This window comes from Paenibacillus sp. HGF5, from assembly GCF_000204455.1.
Classification (GTDB): Bacteria; Bacillota; Bacilli; order Paenibacillales; family Paenibacillaceae; genus Paenibacillus_AQ; species Paenibacillus_AQ lautus_A.
In genome coordinates, this window is record NZ_AEXS01000088.1 from 15231 (window position 1) to 36338 (window position 21108).

The following is a 21108-nucleotide window of genomic DNA, read 5'->3' on the forward strand; positions in this document are numbered from 1 at the left end:
ATTCTCCGAATTTGGCCTTCATTTTACGCTATATCCGCAACTTAACGGATCGTGTGTCCGATAGATCCCCCAATTGCGAGCAAAAAGCAAAAATAGCGGATCTGAGGTCCGATACGGCCAGGCCGTAACTCGTGTTACATACAACGTGGTAGCCTACGAGCTCTTTCAGAGCGCTGCCTGGAAAGCCAGGCTTTTTCATGTAATCGCATTTTTGGCATTCGAATCATGGGAATCAGGTCTTCATTCGTCAACGGATGTCCCGGATCGGTTGTGATGCTAAATGACTTGCCGTTTTCAATCCAGAAAAGCAAGTTGATCATATATTCCTTCCCAGTTAGGATTCTCTTCTTTCGGACTCCAGAAAAATCATGATCAACAAAAGAACCCATGCAATCCTATTTACAGGACTGCATGGGCCTATCGCGAATAATAGCTTGCTCAAAATGTTATTTCTGCACCGCTGCTTTCAAAATTTCAATCTTCTGTTCCTTGGACATATCCCATGTGGTTGAAATGCTGTATTCGAAGCCGCCTTCATGCCAAAAAACGTATTTTGGATAGATATGCGCCGGGAAGTCATCCTCAAAGAAACCTTTCTTCTTGCTTCCTTCTGAGTCCAACGTATATTTAGAAATGGTCAGCGTGTCTTTCCCGTTCGTATATTCAAGACGGATGGTTGCCGCCTCTTTCCAGTCTATCTTTTTCGCGTAGACGGGTTTTCCGCTCTTCTTGCCTTCGGCCCTTACATCATCAAGGAACTTTCCTTCGGTTGGACCTTCAATTCTCGCTTTGGCAAACTTATATCCTTCCGGCAGGTTGGCAGGCTGCTCCAGGATGGAACCTTCCAGCGTGGAAGCTCTTTTCAGGTAGTCCTCGTAAGCAGAGAATTTTTCTATCCCTCCCCAATAACTTAGGTCGAATCCGCTGTTAAGATCCTTATATTTATGATACAGAACGTACATATCACCTGTCTCTTTACTTAGTTTCTTCACTCGATTGGTCTCATCTTCGATATACTTCTTTTCCTCTGGAGTTAGAGCCTTGGCTGCGGCTGCTGCTTTTTTCTGGGCCTGTTCCCGTTCTTTCTTGTAAAGCTCGCGGTCTATATCCCCATCGGGATAAATCATATCCTGATCATGATTCACAGCAGCTTTTGAATCCTGTTCCGATTGAACTGGAGCTTTTTGCGGTACGTTCCCCGCATTGCTTTCCTTTGCATTAACCAACGTCACGCTTCCGAGCGCGAGAATCATTCCCAGTCCCAAAATGGACAGGCGGTAGGATTTTTTGTTAAAATGTTTAATCATTTTCAGTCTCCTTTTCATTTGTTTATGCGTGGCGGACAGGCCGGCAAGCCCCGGCTGGCGTTGGTTTCCTGAAAAATGCTCCAACACATGGAGGATCGTTTGTCCGTATGCACTGTTTTGCTGCGGGCTCATCCGATCCAAGACGCATGCATCGCAAGCCATCTCCTGGTCTTGCCTAGCTTTATGTACGGCCAGCCATAATAACGGATTAAACCAGTGGATGATCAGGATGATATGCACCAACCAGTTCACTGCCACATCCCGCCGCTGAATATGCGCGAACTCATGCGCAAGAATATATTGAAGCTGCTCCTGTTTCAATGTGATGAGCAGGCTTGGCGAAATGACGATCGCCGGCTTACTATAACCGACGACGGCAGGTCCTGGAATTCGCTCGCTGGCGACAAACTGCACGTTTCGCTTCACGCCTAATTGCTGTTTCGTCTCGTGAAACACTGCCGATAAAAAAGGCGTATCCATTTTTCGGCCCGCGCGCAGGGCTTGTTTCAATCGAATCTGGTCGTAGACCGTTTTCGCGGCAAGAATCAGCACGCCCGCAAGCCAAACCGACATCAATATATTGGTGAAGCCTATTTGCTTGAACCCATTCCACCAAAAGCGGCTCTCCTGCACGGGTCCTGATTCAAGGGATGGAGCAGGTACTTCCGAAGTTCCGCCTGCTTCCAGATTTAAAGAACCCTCAGCGCGAACCACCGCTTCGCTTATTCTCCCCGTTTCCATCCAGAGCGGTGGAGCTTGAGTTTGTTGGTGAATGCCGGGCACTAGAGCCTCCAGAGACAAAACATTGTATAGGCTAAGCGAAGATTCCGGGGCCCAAGGGAGCAGCAAGCGAATGGCCACAGGAAACCAAAGCCAGTATCTCCATCTGGCTTCAATCTTGTTTTTTAGTAGAAATTGCAGGATCAGGACGAGGACGATCATGATGCCGGCCATGAACGATCCGCGAATGACCCAGCCGAAAAACAACAATAAATTTTCATGCAATGTATGACTCATCAGGGCTCTCTCTTTTCTGCTTCCCCGTCGCTGCTGTTCTCGTCAAACAAAGCTTTCAGATCCTCGATTTCTTGCGCATTCAGTTTTTTATCCTGCAAAAAGTTGGCCAGCATTGGCTTTAAGGCCCCCCCATAAAGTTTTTTCATGAAGGATTTGGTTTCAGACTGCAGATACTCCTGCTCGCTGATGATCGGATAAAATAGTTGGTTGCGCTTTGAACCCTTTTCCAGTTTCGCACCCGCTGCTTCCTTCTGCACCAGACGACTGAGGAGCGTCCGGGTTGTATTGGGGTTCCACCCCATCAGATCCGTCATTTTCTTTACGACCTCGCTGGAAGGGCAGTCCGGATTAGCCCACAATACGCGCATAATTTCCAGTTCTGCATCCGTAATCGGTGGTATTTGATGATTCATGCATGAAACCTCCAATGTTAATTCAGTCAAACTACATGTGTAGTTATGTTAATGCTACGATTGTAGTTTAATAATGTCAACATGTTGGGTCAAGAAAATTCTTGGTTTCGTTACATGCCGTATACTTGTACCGCTTGTGGGCATGTTGATCTGTAAAAGAACTCATGCCATCCGATTTCTAGAGATGTATGGGCTTGTCCGCAAGACTTACAGCTGACGCAAATGTTATTTTTTCACCGCTGCTTTCAGAATCTCGATCTTCTGTTTCCTGGACATATCCAATGAGGTTAGTGAAATACTGTATTCAAATTTGCCGCCATCATTCCAAAAAACGTATTTTGGAAAAACATGAGCCGGCAGCTTATCGTTAAAGAAACCTTTTTTCTTGCTTCCCGCCGAATCTGCCGTATACTTGGAAAAGCCCAGCGTGTCTTCTCCGTTCGTATATTTTAGTCGGATGGTTGCCGCTTCTTTCCAATCTATCTTTTTCATGTAGATGGGCTTTCCGCTCTTCTTGCCTTCGGCTCTTACTTCATCAACGAACTTTCCTTCGATCGGAGCTTCAATGACCGCTGTTAAGAACTTATATCCCTTTGGCAGGTTCGCAGGCTGCTGCAGAATGGATCCTTTCAGGGTTGAAGCTTTTTTCAAGTAGTCCTCGTATGTAGTGAATTCATGCACCCCTCCCCAATAGCTAATATCAAATCCGCTATTTAACTTTGGGTATTTATGATACACAACATACATATCCCCCGACTCTTGGGTTAACTCCTTTACTCTCTGGATCTCTTTTTCGATAAACTTTTTTTCCTCTGCAGATATAGACTTGTCTGCTTTGGCTGTTTTTTTAACAGCGGATTCTTGGGCTTTCTTGACGGATTGTGCCTCCGCCGCAAGGCTTGCGGAAGAACCCAGTAATAGAATGCTGCTTAGGGTAGCGATTGCTACTTTCGTTGCTGCTTTCATTTGGTAATGCTCCTCTCCTATAATCTTTATTAATAAACTACAGCTGTAGTTACAAGTCAATACTACAACTGTAGTTCAATAATGTCAACTCGAGTTTGTGCAGAAAAAAACCATGCAATCTTATTTCAGACTGCATGGGCTTGTGTATAAGACCTATGGCACTGCGTTCTTGTTCTCCGGCACCCGCATAGCGGGTGTTTTTTTGTTTCGCGCGTTTCACGCGCTCAAACCATCCAAACACAACAAAAGCCGAGCTTGTGATCCAAGCTCGGCTTCTCATTATTCGAATGACCAGCAGTTCAGGCTCAAACTGCCATATTGGTAAGATTGAAACAATCGCTTCGCCTTGCGGCCGTTGTCCGCAGCTCCCATCGCATAGAACAAGGGAACAAAATGCTCCCGTCCGTAGGAAGGTACGGCGTCGCTGGCATGAGGCGCTTTTTTGTCATACGCAAACAGATTGTGCAGGTCCCAATTCGACAGCTGCTCCGCGACCCATTCGTCGAATTCAGCCGCCCAAGCATCGGGCTCATTACTCTGATGCACCATCCGCAGATTGTGCACCAAGCCGCCGCTGCCGATAATCAGAATGCCTTCATCACGCAAATCGGACAGCATCGCACCGATGGAATATTGTTCGCTTGGCGAGCGCTTGGAGTCCACGGACAAGGCCACCACGGGGATATTCGCATCGGGGTACATTTTGCGCAGAATGACCCATACCCCATGGTCCAGTCCGCGGCCGGTTACGGCTTTGGCGTGCAGATTTTTTGCCTCAAAACGCTGACGGATCTGAGCTGCCAGCTCCGCACTGCCTCGGGCAGGGTACGTAATTTTGTACATCTCTTCCGGAAATCCGTAAAAATCATGCATGGTTCCATGCTCGGCGTCCTCGGTCAACCGTTGATCCGGATCGTCCCAATGGGCTGAAAATACCGCAATGCCTCTAGGTGCAGGCAGCTCCCGCCCCAACTGCTCAAGGAAGCGGGTGTACTCGTTGTCCTCCAGGGCCATCATCGGCGAACCATGGGCAATAAATAAAGCAGGTAACGTCATCGATGCCACCTCCAGCTTCAAAATCAAGGGACAACTCTATTGTACCGTTAAATCGCCCATTATGCCAAATAACTCCCTTAAATCATCCAGTGCTGCCATTCCTGCTGAATGTTCTCCTGCCCGTTCAACCAATCCCGCGTCCGCTCAAGGAGCAGCTGGCGCTGGGGTCCGGCTGAGTACGTGTGATCGGCCTGGAAGATAATCTCCTTATCGCAGCGGCCTTCCTGACGCATCCAGAACACCTTCTGAAACAGGAAAGCGTAGTCCACCGGAATCACCTCATCCGAGGTACCATGGACGACCAGCACATTGCCCGTAAACTTGATGGCTTCCTGGAATGGCTGCCCCTGAGCCAACGAATCGAAAAAGACCGGGGTAAACGAGTATCCCAAATAATCGGCGGATCCCGACTTAACCGAGGTGTCGTACACGTCGCGACCGGTGATTTTGACGATATCGTTGAACGGGTATCCTACCGCGGACCACAGAATCAAATTCTTTACCCGGCGATCTCGAACGGCCGTCTGCAGGGCGACGGCGCCGCCCAGGCTATGTCCGAGGAGCGTGATGCGCGTCGGATCGACATCTGCGCAGCTGAGTCCGTAATCAAGAACGGAACGCGTCTGGGCAATCATCGAGTCGAGGCCTTCGCTGCCGTAATTGCCCGAGCTTTCCCCGCATCCGATATAGTCGAAGCGGATCACCATGTACCCGTCCTCGGCAAACTCGCGCGCCGTTTTGACAAACAACCGATCCACGCCGATTCGGCTCCCCACAAAGCCATGGCAGATGATGACCAGCGGGACCCGATTGCACCGGCTTCCGTGAGCCGATTCCTTCAATGGGTAGTGGATGGTTGCCGTAAGTTCCTCTTGATTATGCCGGATTGTAATTTGCCGCTCCATGCCGATTCCTCCTTGCGATAACACGCCGTAATCATTATATTAATAATTCCGATAAGATTAATATGAATTAATTAAACTTATCTTAGCATCGTGATTATGGATTGTCAACGCAATTGAGCAGGAGTCAAATGCAAACTCAGCAAAGGTGTGACGGTGCGATGAACGGTGAATTGGCAGTATGCAGCGAGATTCAGCCAACAATGAAGGCTGGGTTAAGAATCGGTCCGATCAGCCCTCTAGCTGTATTACGGACTAACGCGATATCTGTTTGACAAGTCGTTCATCCCGCTGACGCCCGCACCTCCAGCCTTACTCGTAGCTCTGGCGAAACATCGCATGGGTTTCTTCGCGCCCGCTCCAATCGTTCATCCAGGTCTTCCCGACGGGATCGTTCTCCCATAAGGATGCGGCGGAGCGATCATGGTCCTCACGCTCGGAGACGAATCCTCCTTCAGACTGGGCCGGTGAACCATCCGGAGCACCGCTGTTTGCGATTACCTCCTGCCCTTGTGCCGGCACAGCGTCTCCTCCGTGCAATTCATCGTCAAAAAAGCTAGCGCTCATCTGAGAACTCCTCCTTCTTGTCCCTGATGATCAGGGCGTCGTATATAGATTCAGAATGCTTATTATTGTGAAATAGGAGCCGGAGAATTATACCTTGTTCACGAAGGTGACAAGATTCAGCAGCACTACCTTGCAATGCAAGCATGTTGTCTGCTATGATATATTGCATAACAAGGTAGTCTGCTATCGTACCTACTCGCAGTCCCCCATGCGCCTCACTACCTTGCATAGCAATATACCTGAAGGAGGAATTCCCACATTCATGACCACCCAAAGTCAAATGCTAAAAGGCATTCTCGAAGGCTGCATCCTCTCGCTCATGGAGCATCGGGAGGTTTACGGTTATGAGCTCAGCACGCTGCTGGAAGACAGCGGGCTGACGTTTGTGAGCGAAGGCAGCATCTATCCCCTGCTGCTGCGCATGCAGAAAGAGCAGCTCATCGAAGGAACCCTAAGGCCCGCGCCCGGTGCCGGGGGACCGCCACGCAAATATTACAATTTGACCGATAAAGGCCGACAGGTTCTTCAACAATTCAAGGAACATTGGGGAACGCTTAAAGATAGTGTGGACCACATTTTAACCCGCGGAGGACAGTAAAGATGAATACCAAACAGATGATCAAAGAGAACAACCAACTCCAGGATGCCATGAAGCCAAACAACTTGAGCTATTACCAAGACATGGTGGTCTATATCCGCAGCAGCTCCGTGCAGGAGCAAAAAGGCGAGGAGCTGCTGCTCGAAATCGCCCAGCACCTGCTGGACGCGCAAGCCAAAGGCAAAAGCGCCGAGGAGGTATTCGGAAGCGATCCCGAATCCTATTGCAAGGAGCTGGTCGAGCAGCTGCCAAAAATGAAAGGCCTCAGCAGCCTCCAATTCCAACTCATGATCCCGTGGGTGGCCTTAACCTGGTTTTTCTTCGTTCAGGCCCTGGTCGGGTTCATCACGATGTGGGCCGGGGGGCCGGTCGAGCGCATGACGCAGGTGCGTTTATCGACCCTGATTCTGATCGCAGGCGGTTCCTATGTGCTGATCCACGCATTGCTGAGATGGATGAAGAACGACGCCTTCAAGCCGGAGGAAGACAAACGCAAGGTGAATGCTCGCAATATCGGGATTTATGTCGCCATCACGGTATTGATATTGGTAGCGGGCGTGTGGCTGGGACGGCTGCTGCCGGTGCTGACGGTTGCGCCATGGATCAGCCTCGTCATATTCCTGATCGGAATCGCAGGGACCAAGCTTCTTTTTTCGAGCAAATAATACAAACTCGTCATGAATTCGCGGGCGTCGCATAACAAAATCTTTAATATTTTTTCGTTCTTTGTAAAGTAATGTTCTATAGAAGATGATAGGATAAGGGTAATGTGTGGTAAGGGAGGAAAACCATGTTAAAGTCGAAAAAATCCGCGATTGCTGCCATCCTTGCACTTATTCTATCGATCCAGACCGGGGTTATCGCTAGCGCAGCACCCGCATCCCAAGCTGGCTCAAACACAGTTTCAAGCAAAGCTGCCGCCTTCGGCAATGCCGTGTACAACAAAGCCAATAAACTGCTGAAGGAATCCGACGTGGCTTATGCCAAGTCTTACATCACCAAGCATATTCGCAGCGTGACCGCGTATCAGGCGACCATGCTGGTGCTTAAGCTGGAGAATGCGATGAATGATGCGCTCCCGGCAAAAACCGACAAGGTGTACGAAATCGGCATTCAGGATAAACTGATGAACTTGTACAAATACGGGGAGCCGATTAACATCACCATTAACAAAACCAAGGATGAAACGCTCCGAAAGGTGCTCATCAACCTGCGCGACAGCGGCTACAGGCTGTATACGACCGAGGGCGTGATCTTCCCGATTATCGACTATACCACGCTGAAGCCTTACAAGCCTTATATCAACAAGGATATTCAAGCCTATATCGACATCATGGTCGTTGAATCCGAGAAGCCTGCCGTCAGTGATGCCGCTTTGGTGATCCCATGGAGCGAGGTCATTGATCGGGGACTAACGCAAGAGGCCTTTATCAGCGCGTATCCCAAATCCAATCGGACTGCGGACGTGAAGCTGAAGCTTCGATTCACCGAGCTTAGCTTATACTACGGATACAACAACACGCCGCTGTTCAAATACGAGGACAATCTGCTGGACCCGGAAGTGCGGCAAGCATTCGATAAAGTACTGAAAGACAGTGACGCTGTCTCAAAAAGCGCCCTTCTCAAAAAGCTCAAGTCCTGGTCCGACGTGCTGGAGAGCAACAAAGACAAGCTGAACCAGGAAGTGGAGCGGTACCGTGCCAAGGCGGTTCCGATTGACTGAGCCATCCCGACGTTAATGGCGGGTGACGCCATGGACCGCAAGAGAGCCATACATGAAATAACTAGAAAAGCCGGAGTTCCCGTTAGGGGAATCCGGCTTTTTATGGTGTTCCTTGTACCTCTTAAATCAGCAGATTGAACAGGTTCATGTTCTTGTTCAGCTCCGTGTAATCCAATCCCTTGCGCTGCATCCGTTCCACTAACGGGCCGTAATCCTCCGGCCTCAAGAGCTCGATGCCCACCAGGGCAGGCCCGTCTTCCTTGTTATGCTTCTTCGTGTACTCGAAGCGCGCGATGTCGTCGTCAGGACCAAGCACTTCTTCCAGAAATTCGCGGAGCGCCCCCGCGCGCTGCGGGAAGTTGATCATGAAGTAATGCTTCAACCCTTCGTAAATCAAGGAGCGCTCCTTGATTTCCTGCATCCGGTCGATATCGTTATTGCCGCCGCTGATGATGCAGACGACCGTTTTCCCGCGAATCCGGTCCCTGTTCATATCCAGTGCCGCTACGGCCAGCGACCCCGCCGGCTCCACAACGATCGCATTCTCGTTATACAGCTCCAGGATGGTGGTGCAGGCCTTGCCTTCCGGTACCGTCACGATGTCGTCCACCAACTCGCAGCAGATATCATACGTCAGCTGCCCGACGCGCTTCACGGCGGCGCCATCCACGAATTTGTCGATCTCATGCATGGTGACGACTTCGCCCTGCTTCTTGGACTCGATCATGGACGCTGCCCCAAGCGGTTCGACGCCAATGACTTGCGTCGTTGGGCTGACGGTTTTGACGTAGGTTGCCACGCCGGCCGCAAGACCGCCGCCGCCGATGGTGACAAACATATAATCGGCCGGCGCGTCCAGCTCCTCCATAACCTCCATCCCGATCGTGCCGTTGCCCGCGATGATCTTCGCTTCATCGAACGGGTGGATAAAGGTCATGCCGTACTCGTCGCATGCCTTAATCGCTTCGGCATATGCATCATCGAAGGTATCCCCTGTCAGAATGACCTCGACGCTGCCCCCGCCAAAACGCTTCACCTGCTTCACCTTCTGGTTCGGGGTCGTGCTCGGCATGTAAATCTTGCCTTTGATATTCAGCGCGTTGCAGGAGAAAGCCACCCCTTGCGCGTGGTTGCCCGCGCTTGCGCACACAATGCCGTTGCTGCGTTCTTCCTCCGACAAGCTGCGAATCATATTGTAAGCGCCGCGGATCTTGAAGGAGCGAACCACCTGCAGGTCCTCGCGCTTCAGATACACTTCGCAGTCATACTTGGCTGACAGTACTGCATCCCGCTGCAGCGGCGTGCGTACGATCACTTCGCGAAGCACGTGGTGTGCGCGCACGATGTCCTCCATGCTGACTGCCCGTTTTGCCGTATACGTCTCTTCCATTCTCTCGATCACACTCCCACTTCGCTGCCAGGTAAACGTTGATCCATCCGCTACCCTTATTTACGTATTTCTATCATTGTATCACTTTTCATGAAAATATCCCGCCCTTTTCTGGCAAGCTTTCGTAAAAGAGTCATTTTCGCAACAAGTATAAGCCGGATGTACAGCCGATACTCGGTAACCCGGATATGGATAGAAGGATCGGACCTTTCCTTTAAAGAGGGTTGACTTCCTTCTGACACTTTAATACTATAAAGCATGAAAATTAACCTAAATTTTGGGAGTGATTTTAATGAAGAAGAAAGTATTGTATGGGTTATTGGCGGGTACACTCACGCTGGGGATTGGTACAGGCGCTATGGCGTCGTCAGCTTTGGAGCCAATCAAAGCCTATTTGAACAGCAAGATTTCCCTGAAATTAAACGGTACGGTGGTAACGCCGAAAGACGCAAACGGCAAAACCGTGCTGCCGATCACTTACAACGGCACGACGTACTTGCCTGTGCGAGCTGTAGGCGATCTGATGAATATCGACATTCGTTATGACAGCGCAACTTCTTCAGTACTGATTGGCGGCAATCAGGGATCCCCATCCCAAACCTCCAGTCCGTTATCATTAAGCTCGCTCGGAGCCTCCGTATTGGGGACATCAGCCTGGCACACCAAAGATTCCAGCGATACGGTCTACAAAGGCAAAGATTATAAAGACGTTTATTTACATACCGATTCGGCCAAACAAGGCAACAGCTTCCAGATCATGACGGGTAAAAAATATGCCAAACTGCATCTTGAGCTGGCCGTGACTGGCGGTGCGCAAGAAATCGTAATTATGGACCACAACAACTCAACGCTCAAAAAGGTGTCCCTGGGTGCTGAAGATGGCCTGGTCGGCGTAGACGTCGATGTATCGGCTGCCGATTTTATTTTTGTGGAGATCGTTGATGAAGGGCCGGGCACTTCCCTGTTTGTTCCTCTGACCAGTTCCTATTTGACAAAATAAGCCCTTGCAATGATTCGCGCGGGCGGAAGGCCAGGATATTGAAAGCCGGGGGTTAATGACCCCCGGCTTTCGCCTGTCTATCTGTATGATCTATATTAGCTCTGACAAACCACTGCTTCATAACACATACCTATTAGGGTGAGACCACCTGCCCTTAGTCCATCGGAATCACGATCACGTTTCCCGTCTGCGTGGTGATTGTAATTTGATGCTGCAAAATCTCGACGCCCAGCCTTTCTTTCACATCTTCCATGGAAGGCTCCTCAATGGCGGGAGTGTCGGGAGCGCTGGGGGTGCCATGCACGGCCGCTATGAGCCAATGGGTTCCGGGTTCGAGTGCTGTCCTCAGCGTAGGAATCACCGTGCGGGGACGCAGCAGATTGGTATTGGCATGGGGATAGATGAGCTCTGCCGTATCGTAACCGAGCATGCCGTGGATGGCACTCGTGCCGAAGGTGCCGGAAGCTGATGCTGCCCCATCTCCCGCACGGGAGCTGTCCAGAGATCCCAAGCCTAAAGCAAACCCGCCTTCGGCAGCATCGAGGTTTCGTTCCGTGCTGATCCGATGGATGCGAATATGCCATGGCAGCCCTGCCGCTATCCAGGTCCTTACCTCGACGTCTCTCCACGGCTTCCATTTTGCATACAGCACATGCTCCTGAATCCGCGTCTCCTCGCATAAGCGCTTGACACGGAACAGCCGATCGCCCTCGCTAAGGGCCAACATGGAATCAAACGCCCCCTGGGCCAGTCCCCATTCCGCCCTCGGCACGCTGAACGCAAAGGCGGTAGAGTAAACAAACTTCTCGTACTTGGCGGAAGTATGCGTATGCTCGTTGGTAGACGGGTGGCCCGTATTGAACGCAGCCACATGGCCGGTCTGCGGGTCCCTGCAAAGCACCAGATGTGCAGGCTCCTGCACCGAGATACGTTCTAGCTCCGCCTGCTCCTGCTCCTCTGCCGCCCAGAACGGATGGCTATCCGGCAAAGCCAGGATCAGGAACGTCTTCAGCGACCAGTACACCGAGCCGGCCGCGTTATAGTTCTCCGACATGATTCGGTTCGGGTAAGCGTAACCCACCGTCAACACGCCGTCCCGGTCGAATATCGGCTGCTGAAACCACCATCTGAGATTTCTAAGGACCAGTCCCTTCAGCTGGCCCGGACTAAACCCGTCCAGCCCGGCATAAGCCGCAGCCGACCAGAAGGCCGACTGCGCAAAGCGGTACGTCAAGCTGCGTCCGTAAGGAACGGCCGACCCGTCGGGAGCAAACCAGTGGACGAAATCGCGTGCAAACAACGCGGCCCGCTCCCTGTAGCGCCCGGCGCGGTCTGGATCTTCGTCTCCCATCAGCTGCGCATAGAGCAAGCCATAGAAATGAAAAGCATACGGCACGTAATAATCGCAGTGCCCCCCGATCCCGTCGCTATACCAGCCTGCATCCAGATAGAATTCCTCAATGCGCTGGAGATTGCTCTCCAGCTGCCCGGCATCGTATGGTAGGCCTGCTTTGCGGAAACCAACGTTGACAAAAACATGGAAGAACAGCCAATTGCAATCATAGCAAGGATGATGGTTGATTTGATCGAGCCACTGATAGAGGTTGGCCTTCTCCTTCTCGCTCAGCGGCTGCCAGATGCGGTCCGGAATCAGGGCAAAGGCCAATCCGAATACCGCCATCTCTACGAGACGCTGATCATAGTCATTAACCTGCCCCCAGTACTCGGCATGCTCCGGATCCGTCCCCGCGCGAATCCCTTGCAGGCACAGCTCCCACAGCTCGTCATGGGAGCCGCCGGCAGCGGCGGGAACGAGCCCCCACAAGACGCGAGAGAAACCCTCCATCTCCGCAATATCGGCATAGGCATCGGCGCCCGAACGCTCAAGGATTAAGCGTGCGCGCCCCTCGCTGTAGCATTTGCTTAAAGGCTCCAGCAGCTGCGATAGCGCCTCCTGCACGTCCCGTCTTGTTCTCAGCGGATTCCGGACAACCGGATGGATTAAGCCGCCCTCGGGAATTCCAGTAACCTGTATGCTCATCTTAAATGCTCACTCCATTTCCGGAATGTTTCTTCTAATTCCCTTATCCTCTTCCTTGCCTTACTTCTACTATTTGCTTCCCGAGCACCGCTTCAATCTCCGCTATTCCCAGTAAAACGGCCCCTTCCCTCTCAGCCGCGCAAGTCCCTCCACAAAGAAAAAGTCGCCGTAAATCAGGGGCACATCGATATTCTTGCCCTCCGGATAATGGCTGGTCCCATGGAGAATCAAGCCTTCCTCGCCATCGTTGTCCCATGTGCCGTAATTCCGGTACAGCGATTCCAAAATCCGGACCGCGGATGTCCGGTATACGGCCGCCTGCCCCGGCTCCACCTGGTCAGCCAGCAGCAGCAGCCCGCTGGCGGCGCAGGCTCCGGCGGACGAATCCCGGTAGATGCGGGCCTCGTCCGGCGCGCGGAAGTCCCAGAACGGGACATGGTCTTCCGGCAGGTTCGCCAGGAAGAAATGCGCCACCGTTTTGGCCGTATCGAGGTAGATCGACTTGCCCGTATGATGGTAGGCAAGCGTCAAGCCGTAAATCGCCCACGCCGTTCCCCTGGACCAGGCGGATTCCGGCGCAAAGCCCTGCCCGCCGATCCCTTCCAGACGTTCGCCGGTAACCTGATCGTATCGTACGATGTGATAGACGGAACCGTCCGGCCGGACGAAGTCGCGGACCACCGTATCCATATGCGCTTCGGCTATATGCCGGTAGCGGGGATCGCCGCTGATCTGCGACGCCAGGAACAACAGGGGCGTATTCATGGCGCAATCGATAATGGCGAGACCCGCGTTATCCTCCCCTTCCGACCACGGATTCCACGCTCGAATGTATTGGCCCTTCAGGTTGAAGCGTGCAGCCAGGTAGTTGGCTGCCTTGAGCGCGCGCACCTTGGACTCTTCGCTGCCGGTCAGCTTATAGGACGCCATGCTGGTCAGCGTCCACATGAAGCCGAGATCATGGTCCAGACGCACATATTGGTTCAGTACGTCATCCAGAATGAGCTCGCACTGCTCAGCGGTGGTTCTAAGCTCCACGATCCCGCTGTCATTGTAAAGAAGCCACAGCATGCCCGGCCAGAAGCCGGCCGTCCACCAATGCGGCGGCTCCAGCTGGTAGACGCCATTCTGGCTGGCATGCGGAAACCTCGCCCCGATCCGTGCTACGTTCCGCCGCGTCTTCGCAAGCGATTTTTCCCATGCCTCCGTCAACCAATCCAAAGCGACCTCCGTTTTCATCCCTCTCCACTCCTCTGTTCATATGAATTGAAATCTGAAATCGATATTCGCATGCAAGCCAGGGGCCTTCACTCTAAAATCCACGGCATGCCAAGCCGCTTCCTTGCCGAAGTGATCACGGAAAACGTGGCTTGTCAGCTCAGGCTCCACCAGCTTGCTGTCATAGTGGATCAGCAGGCCGGGCCTGTCATCCAAGGCTTGAACGACTTCTGGACCTCCTGTCTCTGCTTGCTCGTAAGAACCCGGTGCCCGCAACCTAACGACCTCCCGCCCATCCATCAGCACAAGCTCGGGCCGTATCCTGGTGACCACCCGCTCCACCAGACTCTTCGGCGGCGAATCGAACGTAAACCGGTCGCTCAGCGTCAGTTCCGGCCGATTCCCCTGCTTGTTCCACTCCAGCGTCCTCGTGAATGACTGAAGCCCAGGAACCCGGTAGGCCGAGGTCAGCTCAAGCGCAAGCCGATCCAGGGCTTCACCCGTCACCGCTTCCAATACGACCGCGGCGCTATCCGGGCCCTCTTGCTGAACATGGCCGTCGATGATCGGCACGGAGTGGCCTTGGGAGCCGTTGCAATCATAACCATACCGGCCTTCGCCGAAATACTCCGCCGTGTACTCGCCGCAGCCGAGGTCCGAGCACCAAACTTCCCCGGCGCCGTACAGGATAAAATGCCCAAGATCATTATGGTTGTGCGGCTCGCCGTTGCTGCCGCCCTTGGCGGCAAACGCGTACACTTCGCCTCCATGGAAGCTGCGGGAGATCAGCCACTGGGCATCGGGCAAATAATAACTTGCCTCCCCCCAATCGCTTCCCGCTATCAAAGGATCCCGCCAGATCAGGTTGCGCAAAGCCGGAGCCCAGCGGCTGCAATGGTCGTCGCGGTAACCCGATCGGAGAGACTGCGGCGGAGACTCGAAGTCCCCGTACAATCCGGCCAGATAATGAGACAAGCCGATATGTACCGTGCTTTCCGGCTGCGAATCGGAGAAGTTGACGACGGCCTTTCCTCCTAAAAAGCCCTTTTGCTGAAACAAGGCGATGCGGCCGACCTTCTCCGCACGGAACCAGTCCATCTCGCCTCGGGTGCGCTTGCGCAGCAAATCGGCATAGTACACGAAATACCCGAACCCGTAATTCCAATATCCCAGCCCTTCCAGACAGGCTCCATCGGGGCCGAAGCCCTGCAGATAATAGTCCATGCACCGCTCCGTCTTCAGCAGAACCTTCGCAAGCGATTCCCCGCTTTCTTTAAGCAGCAGCGCGGCGGAGCCGATGGAACCGGCACAGACCGCAGACCAATTATGCGTGGCGGTCTCCCAGCCGTGCTCGTGACTTAGGAAAGGAATGAACAACCGCGCTTCAACCTCCTCCCCGATTCTCGAGATTAGCAGGGAAGGCAGATGGTCCCGCAGCAGCACGCGGATTTCGCTGAGGGTAAATCCGGTCTCGGCGCTGAACAGATCAATCGTCCCTTTGATGCCGCCCGGCGATTCGACGTTCACATGCGCCGGCAAACACCAGGTATACTCATCGCAGATGGACCAGATCATCTCCTGGAGAGCCGTCCGGTAAGCTTCTTTATCCGGCTCAAGAAGAGTCAGCAGGGCAAAGGTATTCAGCCGGCGCCTTCGCTCGAAATACGCCTTCTCATAATCCAGCCTCGTTCCCTGCCGGGCAAACCGGGTGAATAAGTCATACGTCAGCGGCGGGTTCGGGGCAGACAGCAGCCGCTCCCCTTCCTCGCGAATCTCGGATATGTCCTGCTTGTAATCCCCGCTTCGCTGAATGCCTTCCCAGAAGGAACTCTGGTCCCCGCCCTGGTAATACATCCGCAGATCGGCGGGAGCCATCCCGTTCACGATCGTTGTCAGCTCCTGTATCCTGTTCATCGGACTAAGCCCCCCCTCCTTTCCGTTTCAACGTCTGTTAGTGACGCCCTTAAGGCGCCCTTTCAACCATTCCGGAACTCTACGGGGGTTACCCCCGCATACGCCTTGAATGTCTTGCTGAAATAACTCACATTGTCGTAAGCCAGACTTTCGCAGATTTCCCCGACCGTACGGTCCGTCTGCCGCAGCAGCTCCTTGGCGCGCTCCATCTTCATGCGGGTGACGTATTCAATGAAGGTCACACCGGTTTCTTTCTTGAACATGCGGCTGAAATAGCTCGGATTCAGGTGCAGGCAGCCCGCAACGTCATCCAGCGTGATCCTCTGGTCAAGCCGAAGGGACACGTATTTGCAGGCCTCCGCCACTTCCGATCGTCTGCTGCCCCCGAATCCCCGGTCCATAGCCTGCATGGTGGATTCCAAATAATCGTGAAGCCAAGATTTCAGCTCGTTCAGGGAATCCATGTCCATGATCTCTTTGTGCAACGCATCGGCCGTATACGCGGGTGACAGCGAGTGCAGGAGGTGAAGCCTCAGCTTCAGATCCAGCAGGAGCTTCAATACCCAGTCCTTGACCGATTCCGGTGCGTACCGCTTCTCCTGTATCCATGAGATCCACCGATCGACCGTGTCGCGCACCCCGCATAAGCCGTCTTTTCCAAGCAGCGATTCCCGCAGCTCCGAACTGGCCCGTTCATAATAAGCGAAGAGATCGGGATCCCCATGCTGGCTTCTTTTCTCCAGAGCTCCGTTCAGTTTGGATATCTCTTGCGGCTCCAGATAAAATCGTTGGTGCTGGCACGCCAGCAGTTCATTAAGCCCTGCCTTTAGGCCTTCGGGATCCGCGCACCCCCGGCCGATCAGGAATGACATGCGGATTCGCAGCACGCGCTGAAGCGTCCGCTGCACCTCCTTCAGGCAGGCTGCGGCCTCATCGTATATGTTGCTGCCCAAGCCGGGTCGATACGAGAACAGGAGCAGCGAAGACTTTGCATCGTATAGGACATGCACCGCATCCGGATTCAGTTGGTCCAGCACCTCCCGCAGCACGTTGCCCAGGGCAAAATGCAGCGTCTGGTTGGAGGCGAAGCGGTGCCTGATCACCCGGACATCCTCCAGATGTCCGACCGCGGGAAGGCAGTGATAACCAGGCTTCAGCACTCCGTACTCCGACAGCTCCTGCCGCCATGTTTCGGGGGACAGCAGGGGCTGATGGATGAAATTTTTGAGACTCTGCTCTTTCCGCAGCTCCTTGGATTCGTCCACCAGATGGATCATCCGCGACCGCTCCCAGCCCTTCTGGGCTTCCTCGTCCATCGCCTGCTTGAACCGCCTCAGCAGCTGCGCCAGCTCCTCGGGGTCAAGCGTATCCTTCAACAAATAATCCTGCACGTTCAGGCGCATGGCCTGCTGGGCATATTGGAATTCGTTGTGGCAGGACAGAATGGCGATCCGCACATCGGCCTTCACTTCTTTGATGCGTGCGGACAGCTCAAGCCCGTTCATTTTGGGCATGCCGATATCCGTAATCAGAATGTCCGGGGGCGAAGATCTCGCATCCTCCCAAGCACTCATCCCGTTCTCATAGCTTCCCATCAGATTCAAGCCCAGCTCATTCCACGAGATGGCCTCCGACAACAGCTCGATGACCGGATAATCATCGTCCACCAGCATCACGTTATACATCCGTTTTCCCTCTTTCCGGTATAAACATCTCGATCACCGTTCCTTGGCCAGGCTCGCTGTAGACGCGACATTGAAAAGCCTCGCCGAACACCATGCTCATCCGTTCCATTACATTTTGCAGACCGATGTGGGAGAAGCTGCCCCCGCTTGCCTCCTCCTGCGTCGAGGACCCGGCGGAGCCGCCCTGGATTCTCCGGGCAATCGACTCCCGGATGGCGGCATCCATGCCGATGCCGTCATCCTTCACCGCCAGCACGAGATGCCTGCCCTTCATGGCGGCTGCAATCCGAATCGTCCCTGCCTGCTGGTTGAGCCCATGGATCAACGCATTCTCCACGATCGGCTGCAGAAAAAAGCGCGGCACCTTGAAGAGGAAAGCCTCCGGCGCGATATCCAGCTCCAGCCTGACCTCCTCCTTCTGCCGAAGGTTCATCAGGGCGACGTAATGCGAGATCAGGTCGATTTCTTCATGTAGCGCAATCTCGTCCTCTTCGCGGCTGATCGTCATGCGGAGCAGCACGGACAGGGAGCCGATCATCTTGGCGCTTTCGGGATCGCCTCGCTTCATGACCTTCATCCGGATCGAATTCAGGACATTGAACAGAAAATGGGGATGGATCTGGGCTTGAAGCATTCGGAGCTCCGCTTTGCGTTTTCTCGCCTGATTCTCGGATATTTCCGAGATCATGGCTTTGAACCGGTCCAGCATGTCGTCGAATAAATGCCCCAGCCGTCCAACCTCATCATTGCCATGAACATTCGACCTCACTTCCAGGTTTCCGCGCTGCACGGAGGTCGCCACTTTGCCGAGCTTGACTAACGGCTTGGTAAACGCGCGGACAAGCGCAATGAGCAGCAGCAGAAAGATCAGGAAGGAGCACATCTGAAACCAGAACACCTGGTTGAAAATCGAGTTGATATTGACGATCGCATCCTTGTACGGCTGCATCAGCACCAGACGCCACCCGGCATACGGGATGTCCTGGTGTACCATCAGCTGCTTCTCCCCCTTCATCGGCACGATTGAATACGGCTTCTCTTGATCCAAATTTTCGAGATAAGCAAAGGTCGTTCCGATCTGGCTCTGATGGCTGCCGGAAACGATGGTTCCCTCAGCATCCAGCAGCACCAGCTCGTTGCCTTCCGAAAGGGAGTTGAAGATCCCGCTGATCTGATCCTCCATGAACGTCACGATCACGTAACCGTAAATTTCGGAATCCGGCAGCCGGAGCGTGCGCACCACCGATAATTGCGTCGGATGATCAATCTGATCGGAGCGAAACATCGTGGCCTCCGGCTCCGTCCATAGGGACTCCAAGCCTTGCAGCTCCGAAATTTGGCCAAACCAGGGGCGCAGCCTGTAATCGGGCGGATTGTAATCGCTTACGGAATAATTCATGTAATAGGAGCCGTTCTCCAGAATGACGGTGACATAGCTTTTCTCGCCGACAACCGTCAAGCTGTCCAGATGCTCCAGCACCCGGTTGGATTCCATGAACCTGCGATAAGGATCCGGGTCCTCGTTGCCGGAGACCACCTGCTTGAAATAGGAATTCAAACCGGAATTCATCTGGATATAGTTGGCGATATTGATTTTGCTTAAGAGCAGATTCGTCACCGATCCGCGGACCAGCTGAAGGGCATCGCTTGCATTGGATACCGCCTGCTGCCTCAAGGCTTCTTTCGTTAACGAATTATACAGAATCAGGCTGACGATGGCGGGAACCACGATGCAGGTGACGGCAGCCAAAATCAGCTTATGCCTGATGGAGCTGGGGATCAGGCTCTTCAATCGTGCGGGCATAGGATCCACCTCGGGTATGGCGTGACGGGAATGATGTACGCGAATTCAAAAAAAGGGACGAAGAGTTTCGTCCCGATTTTTTTGTCTATTATACCAGATCATTTTTTGTTGGATTCTATAATTTTGTTCACTCGCTCCTGCGAATTCGCGATGGTCTGGTCAATATCCTGATTGCCCAGTATCAGCTTCTCGTATTCCTCGTTCACCGCCTCGTACACTTCCGCCTGATAAGGCGCCGGAGGGACGATGGCCGAGGCCTTCGAGGCAACCAATGTGTCCACGAGCGATTTTTTGTCTACCTTATCCGGACTCTTCGTGCCCGACAGGATGGTGTCGATGATCTCCTCCACCTGCTCGGTCTTCACCTGCTGCCAGGCCGGAATGTTCTTGCCCTGCACGATTTGCCCTTCCGTTGTATACCAGCGGACGAATTTATAGGCCTCTTCCTTATGCTTGGACTTGGCCGCCACCGCCACGTAATCCGTGGTGACCGGCGTAAGTCCCGTCGGATCGCCTTCCTCGTTTTTCGGGAATGGAGCTACGGCGACATTGAAGTCCAGCGGCACTTTATCCGTTCCGCCGATCTCCGTGTTCATCCAGCTGCCGATCGTGATCATGCTTGCGGATTGATTGAAGAATTGCGTCCGGTAATTCAGCTTCTGGGAGATCATGTCCGTATAAGGCACAGAGGATTGGTCCTCCTTCTCCATCCGCACGCGCAGCTCCAGCGTCTGCCTGAAGGTCGGGTTATCCAGATTGGAAGAGCCGTCGGCCTTCAAATAGTCGGTATCTTGAGGCTGATTGGCCATCATCAGCTTCAGAAATTCCAGCCATCCGCCCCCTTGCGGGCCATGGAAGTACGTCCCGTAGCGCTTCGACGCTCCTTCGCCCTGGGTCAATTTTTTGGCATAATCCGCATATTCGTCCCAGGTCCAGTCCGTCGGTACAGGAAGTCCCGCTTCCTCCAGGTGATCCTTGTTCAGCAGCACATACCAAGGGTTGAACTTGCCTGGCAGCGCGTAGACCTTGCCGTCGAGGCGGGTATCCACTTTATAATCGGTTTCCACGCTGTAGCCGTCCTTCGCGATATAGTCGTCCAGCGGCTCGGCCATGCCGAGCGCCACCCGCTGCGCATAACCCGCCGGATCGCTGAACATCAGAATGTCCATCTGGGCCGAGGATGCCGCCTCCAGGTCAAGCTTCTTGAACGCCTCCTGCGTATCCCCCTTCTCGCTGAGCTGGACCAGCTCAATGGTCACGCCCGGGGTTGCCTCTTCATAGGCTTGGATCGTTTTCTTCCAATTGTAGGCTTCCTCCGTGCCATACGTGTACAGCCTCAGATTGGTCTTGCCTCCGCCTTGCGCGGAATCACCTTGCGCCCCATCCTCTTTCGCTCCCCCGCAGCCGGACAGCAAGCCGATCACCATCGCGGCCGTGAGAACGCCTGACCACCATTTCTTGTTCATCATTGTCTATAACCCTCCCCATTGATATCGGTATGTAAGGT

Annotated in this window: 17 protein-coding genes; 4 read left to right on the top strand and 13 right to left on the bottom strand. The window is 53.4% G+C overall.

Translation table 11 applies throughout. The features are described 5' to 3' along the window. Positions 1 to 446: 446 nt before the first annotated feature. The 6 genes from HMPREF9412_RS14170 to HMPREF9412_RS14195 form a co-directional block, all read right to left on the bottom strand. On the bottom strand, positions 447 to 2324 hold the full coding sequence (locus HMPREF9412_RS14170; RefSeq protein ID WP_009592329.1) for a M56 family metallopeptidase: 1878 nt from the start codon (positions 2322 to 2324) through the stop codon (positions 447 to 449). Then, positions 2324 to 2737, bottom strand: a complete 414-nt coding sequence (locus tag HMPREF9412_RS14175; protein ID WP_009592353.1) for a BlaI/MecI/CopY family transcriptional regulator — start codon at positions 2735 to 2737, stop codon at positions 2324 to 2326. The genes HMPREF9412_RS14170 and HMPREF9412_RS14175 overlap by 1 nt, the downstream gene beginning before the upstream one ends. A 225-nt stretch (positions 2738 to 2962) precedes the next feature. Next, positions 2963 to 3703: a hypothetical protein gene (locus HMPREF9412_RS14180; RefSeq protein WP_009592327.1), complete on the bottom strand. Its 741-nt coding sequence runs from the start codon at positions 3701 to 3703 to the stop codon at positions 2963 to 2965. A 279-nt stretch (positions 3704 to 3982) separates the two neighbouring features. Further along, a complete protein-coding gene (locus tag HMPREF9412_RS14185; protein ID WP_009592307.1) occupies positions 3983 to 4759 on the bottom strand; it encodes a DODA-type extradiol aromatic ring-opening family dioxygenase in 777 nt (258 codons plus the stop codon). A gap of 77 nt (positions 4760 to 4836) precedes the next feature. Further along, the gene (locus HMPREF9412_RS14190; RefSeq protein WP_009592308.1) at positions 4837 to 5664 is read right to left on the bottom strand and encodes an alpha/beta hydrolase; all 828 of its coding nucleotides are present in this window, start codon (positions 5662 to 5664) and stop codon (positions 4837 to 4839) included. A gap of 309 nt (positions 5665 to 5973) precedes the next feature. Then, positions 5974 to 6228 carry a hypothetical protein gene (locus HMPREF9412_RS14195; RefSeq protein ID WP_009592342.1) on the bottom strand — a complete coding sequence of 85 codons (255 nt, stop codon included), beginning with the start codon at positions 6226 to 6228 and terminating at the stop codon, positions 5974 to 5976. Positions 6229 to 6490: 262 nt separating this feature from the next. Between HMPREF9412_RS14195 and HMPREF9412_RS14205 the strand changes: the two genes are divergently transcribed. From HMPREF9412_RS14205 to HMPREF9412_RS14215, 3 genes are all read left to right on the top strand, one after another. Beyond that, positions 6491 to 6826, top strand: a complete 336-nt coding sequence (locus HMPREF9412_RS14205; RefSeq protein WP_009592352.1) for a PadR family transcriptional regulator — start codon at positions 6491 to 6493, stop codon at positions 6824 to 6826. A 2-nt stretch (positions 6827 to 6828) separates the two neighbouring features. Continuing rightward, on the top strand, positions 6829 to 7491 hold the full coding sequence (locus tag HMPREF9412_RS14210; RefSeq protein ID WP_009592333.1) for a DUF1129 family protein: 663 nt from the start codon (positions 6829 to 6831) through the stop codon (positions 7489 to 7491). A gap of 125 nt (positions 7492 to 7616) precedes the next feature. Then, positions 7617 to 8549, top strand: a complete 933-nt coding sequence (locus tag HMPREF9412_RS14215) for a hypothetical protein (protein ID WP_009592324.1) — start codon at positions 7617 to 7619, stop codon at positions 8547 to 8549. A 121-nt stretch (positions 8550 to 8670) separates the two neighbouring features. On the opposite strand, the gene ilvA is transcribed toward HMPREF9412_RS14215, so the two are convergent. After that, positions 8671 to 9939, bottom strand: a complete 1269-nt coding sequence (gene ilvA / locus HMPREF9412_RS14220) for a threonine ammonia-lyase IlvA (RefSeq protein WP_009592278.1) — start codon at positions 9937 to 9939, stop codon at positions 8671 to 8673. A 292-nt stretch (positions 9940 to 10231) separates the two neighbouring features. Between ilvA and HMPREF9412_RS14225 the strand changes: the two genes are divergently transcribed. Beyond that, positions 10232 to 10939, top strand: a complete 708-nt coding sequence (locus HMPREF9412_RS14225) for a hypothetical protein (RefSeq protein ID WP_009592339.1) — start codon at positions 10232 to 10234, stop codon at positions 10937 to 10939. A gap of 154 nt (positions 10940 to 11093) precedes the next feature. On the opposite strand, the gene HMPREF9412_RS14230 is transcribed toward HMPREF9412_RS14225, so the two are convergent. The 6 genes from HMPREF9412_RS14230 to HMPREF9412_RS14255 all read right to left on the bottom strand — a co-directional run bounded on the left by HMPREF9412_RS14230 (position 11094) and on the right by HMPREF9412_RS14255 (position 21070). Continuing rightward, entirely contained in the window at positions 11094 to 12980 is a 1887-nt protein-coding gene (locus HMPREF9412_RS14230; protein WP_009592304.1) for a DUF2264 domain-containing protein, read from the bottom strand. Positions 12981 to 13082: 102 nt separating this feature from the next. Next, positions 13083 to 14219, bottom strand: coding sequence for a glycoside hydrolase family 88 protein (locus HMPREF9412_RS14235; protein WP_009592320.1), 1137 nt, complete (start codon positions 14217 to 14219; stop codon positions 13083 to 13085). Positions 14220 to 14237: 18 nt separating this feature from the next. Continuing rightward, the gene (locus HMPREF9412_RS14240; protein ID WP_009592326.1) at positions 14238 to 16112 is read right to left on the bottom strand and encodes a heparinase II/III family protein; all 1875 of its coding nucleotides are present in this window, start codon (positions 16110 to 16112) and stop codon (positions 14238 to 14240) included. A 62-nt stretch (positions 16113 to 16174) separates the two neighbouring features. After that, positions 16175 to 17797 (bottom strand): response regulator transcription factor, encoded by a 1623-nt coding sequence (locus HMPREF9412_RS14245; RefSeq protein ID WP_009592335.1) that lies wholly within the window; start codon positions 17795 to 17797, stop codon positions 16175 to 16177. After that, complete coding sequence (locus tag HMPREF9412_RS14250) at positions 17790 to 19601, bottom strand: cache domain-containing sensor histidine kinase (RefSeq protein WP_009592334.1); 1812 nt, start codon at positions 19599 to 19601, stop codon at positions 17790 to 17792. The genes HMPREF9412_RS14245 and HMPREF9412_RS14250 overlap by 8 nt, the downstream gene beginning before the upstream one ends. Before the next feature lie 98 nt (positions 19602 to 19699). After that, positions 19700 to 21070, bottom strand: a complete 1371-nt coding sequence (locus tag HMPREF9412_RS14255) for an ABC transporter substrate-binding protein (protein ID WP_009592344.1) — start codon at positions 21068 to 21070, stop codon at positions 19700 to 19702. Positions 21071 to 21108: the final 38 nt, after the last annotated feature.

What these genes read in the sequence shown, in the direction of transcription:
- HMPREF9412_RS14170 (WP_009592329.1), bottom strand. Translation starts at nt 2,324, where the DNA reads ATGAGTCATACATTGCATGAAAATTTATTGTTGTTTTTCGGCTGGGTC.
- HMPREF9412_RS14175 (WP_009592353.1), bottom strand. Translation starts at nt 2,737, where the DNA reads ATGAATCATCAAATACCACCGATTACGGATGCAGAACTGGAAATTATG.
- HMPREF9412_RS14180 (WP_009592327.1), bottom strand. Translation starts at nt 3,703, where the DNA reads ATGAAAGCAGCAACGAAAGTAGCAATCGCTACCCTAAGCAGCATTCTA.
- HMPREF9412_RS14185 (WP_009592307.1), bottom strand. Translation starts at nt 4,759, where the DNA reads ATGACGTTACCTGCTTTATTTATTGCCCATGGTTCGCCGATGATGGCC.
- HMPREF9412_RS14190 (WP_009592308.1), bottom strand. Translation starts at nt 5,664, where the DNA reads ATGGAGCGGCAAATTACAATCCGGCATAATCAAGAGGAACTTACGGCA.
- HMPREF9412_RS14195 (WP_009592342.1), bottom strand. Translation starts at nt 6,228, where the DNA reads ATGAGCGCTAGCTTTTTTGACGATGAATTGCACGGAGGAGACGCTGTG.
- HMPREF9412_RS14205 (WP_009592352.1), top strand. Translation starts at nt 6,491, where the DNA reads ATGACCACCCAAAGTCAAATGCTAAAAGGCATTCTCGAAGGCTGCATC.
- HMPREF9412_RS14210 (WP_009592333.1), top strand. Translation starts at nt 6,829, where the DNA reads ATGAATACCAAACAGATGATCAAAGAGAACAACCAACTCCAGGATGCC.
- HMPREF9412_RS14215 (WP_009592324.1), top strand. Translation starts at nt 7,617, where the DNA reads ATGTTAAAGTCGAAAAAATCCGCGATTGCTGCCATCCTTGCACTTATT.
- ilvA (WP_009592278.1), bottom strand. Translation starts at nt 9,939, where the DNA reads ATGGAAGAGACGTATACGGCAAAACGGGCAGTCAGCATGGAGGACATC.
- HMPREF9412_RS14225 (WP_009592339.1), top strand. Translation starts at nt 10,232, where the DNA reads ATGAAGAAGAAAGTATTGTATGGGTTATTGGCGGGTACACTCACGCTG.
- HMPREF9412_RS14230 (WP_009592304.1), bottom strand. Translation starts at nt 12,980, where the DNA reads ATGAGCATACAGGTTACTGGAATTCCCGAGGGCGGCTTAATCCATCCG.
- HMPREF9412_RS14235 (WP_009592320.1), bottom strand. Translation starts at nt 14,219, where the DNA reads ATGAAAACGGAGGTCGCTTTGGATTGGTTGACGGAGGCATGGGAAAAA.
- HMPREF9412_RS14240 (WP_009592326.1), bottom strand. Translation starts at nt 16,112, where the DNA reads ATGAACAGGATACAGGAGCTGACAACGATCGTGAACGGGATGGCTCCC.
- HMPREF9412_RS14245 (WP_009592335.1), bottom strand. Translation starts at nt 17,797, where the DNA reads ATGTATAACGTGATGCTGGTGGACGATGATTATCCGGTCATCGAGCTG.
- HMPREF9412_RS14250 (WP_009592334.1), bottom strand. Translation starts at nt 19,601, where the DNA reads ATGCCCGCACGATTGAAGAGCCTGATCCCCAGCTCCATCAGGCATAAG.
- HMPREF9412_RS14255 (WP_009592344.1), bottom strand. Translation starts at nt 21,070, where the DNA reads ATGATGAACAAGAAATGGTGGTCAGGCGTTCTCACGGCCGCGATGGTG.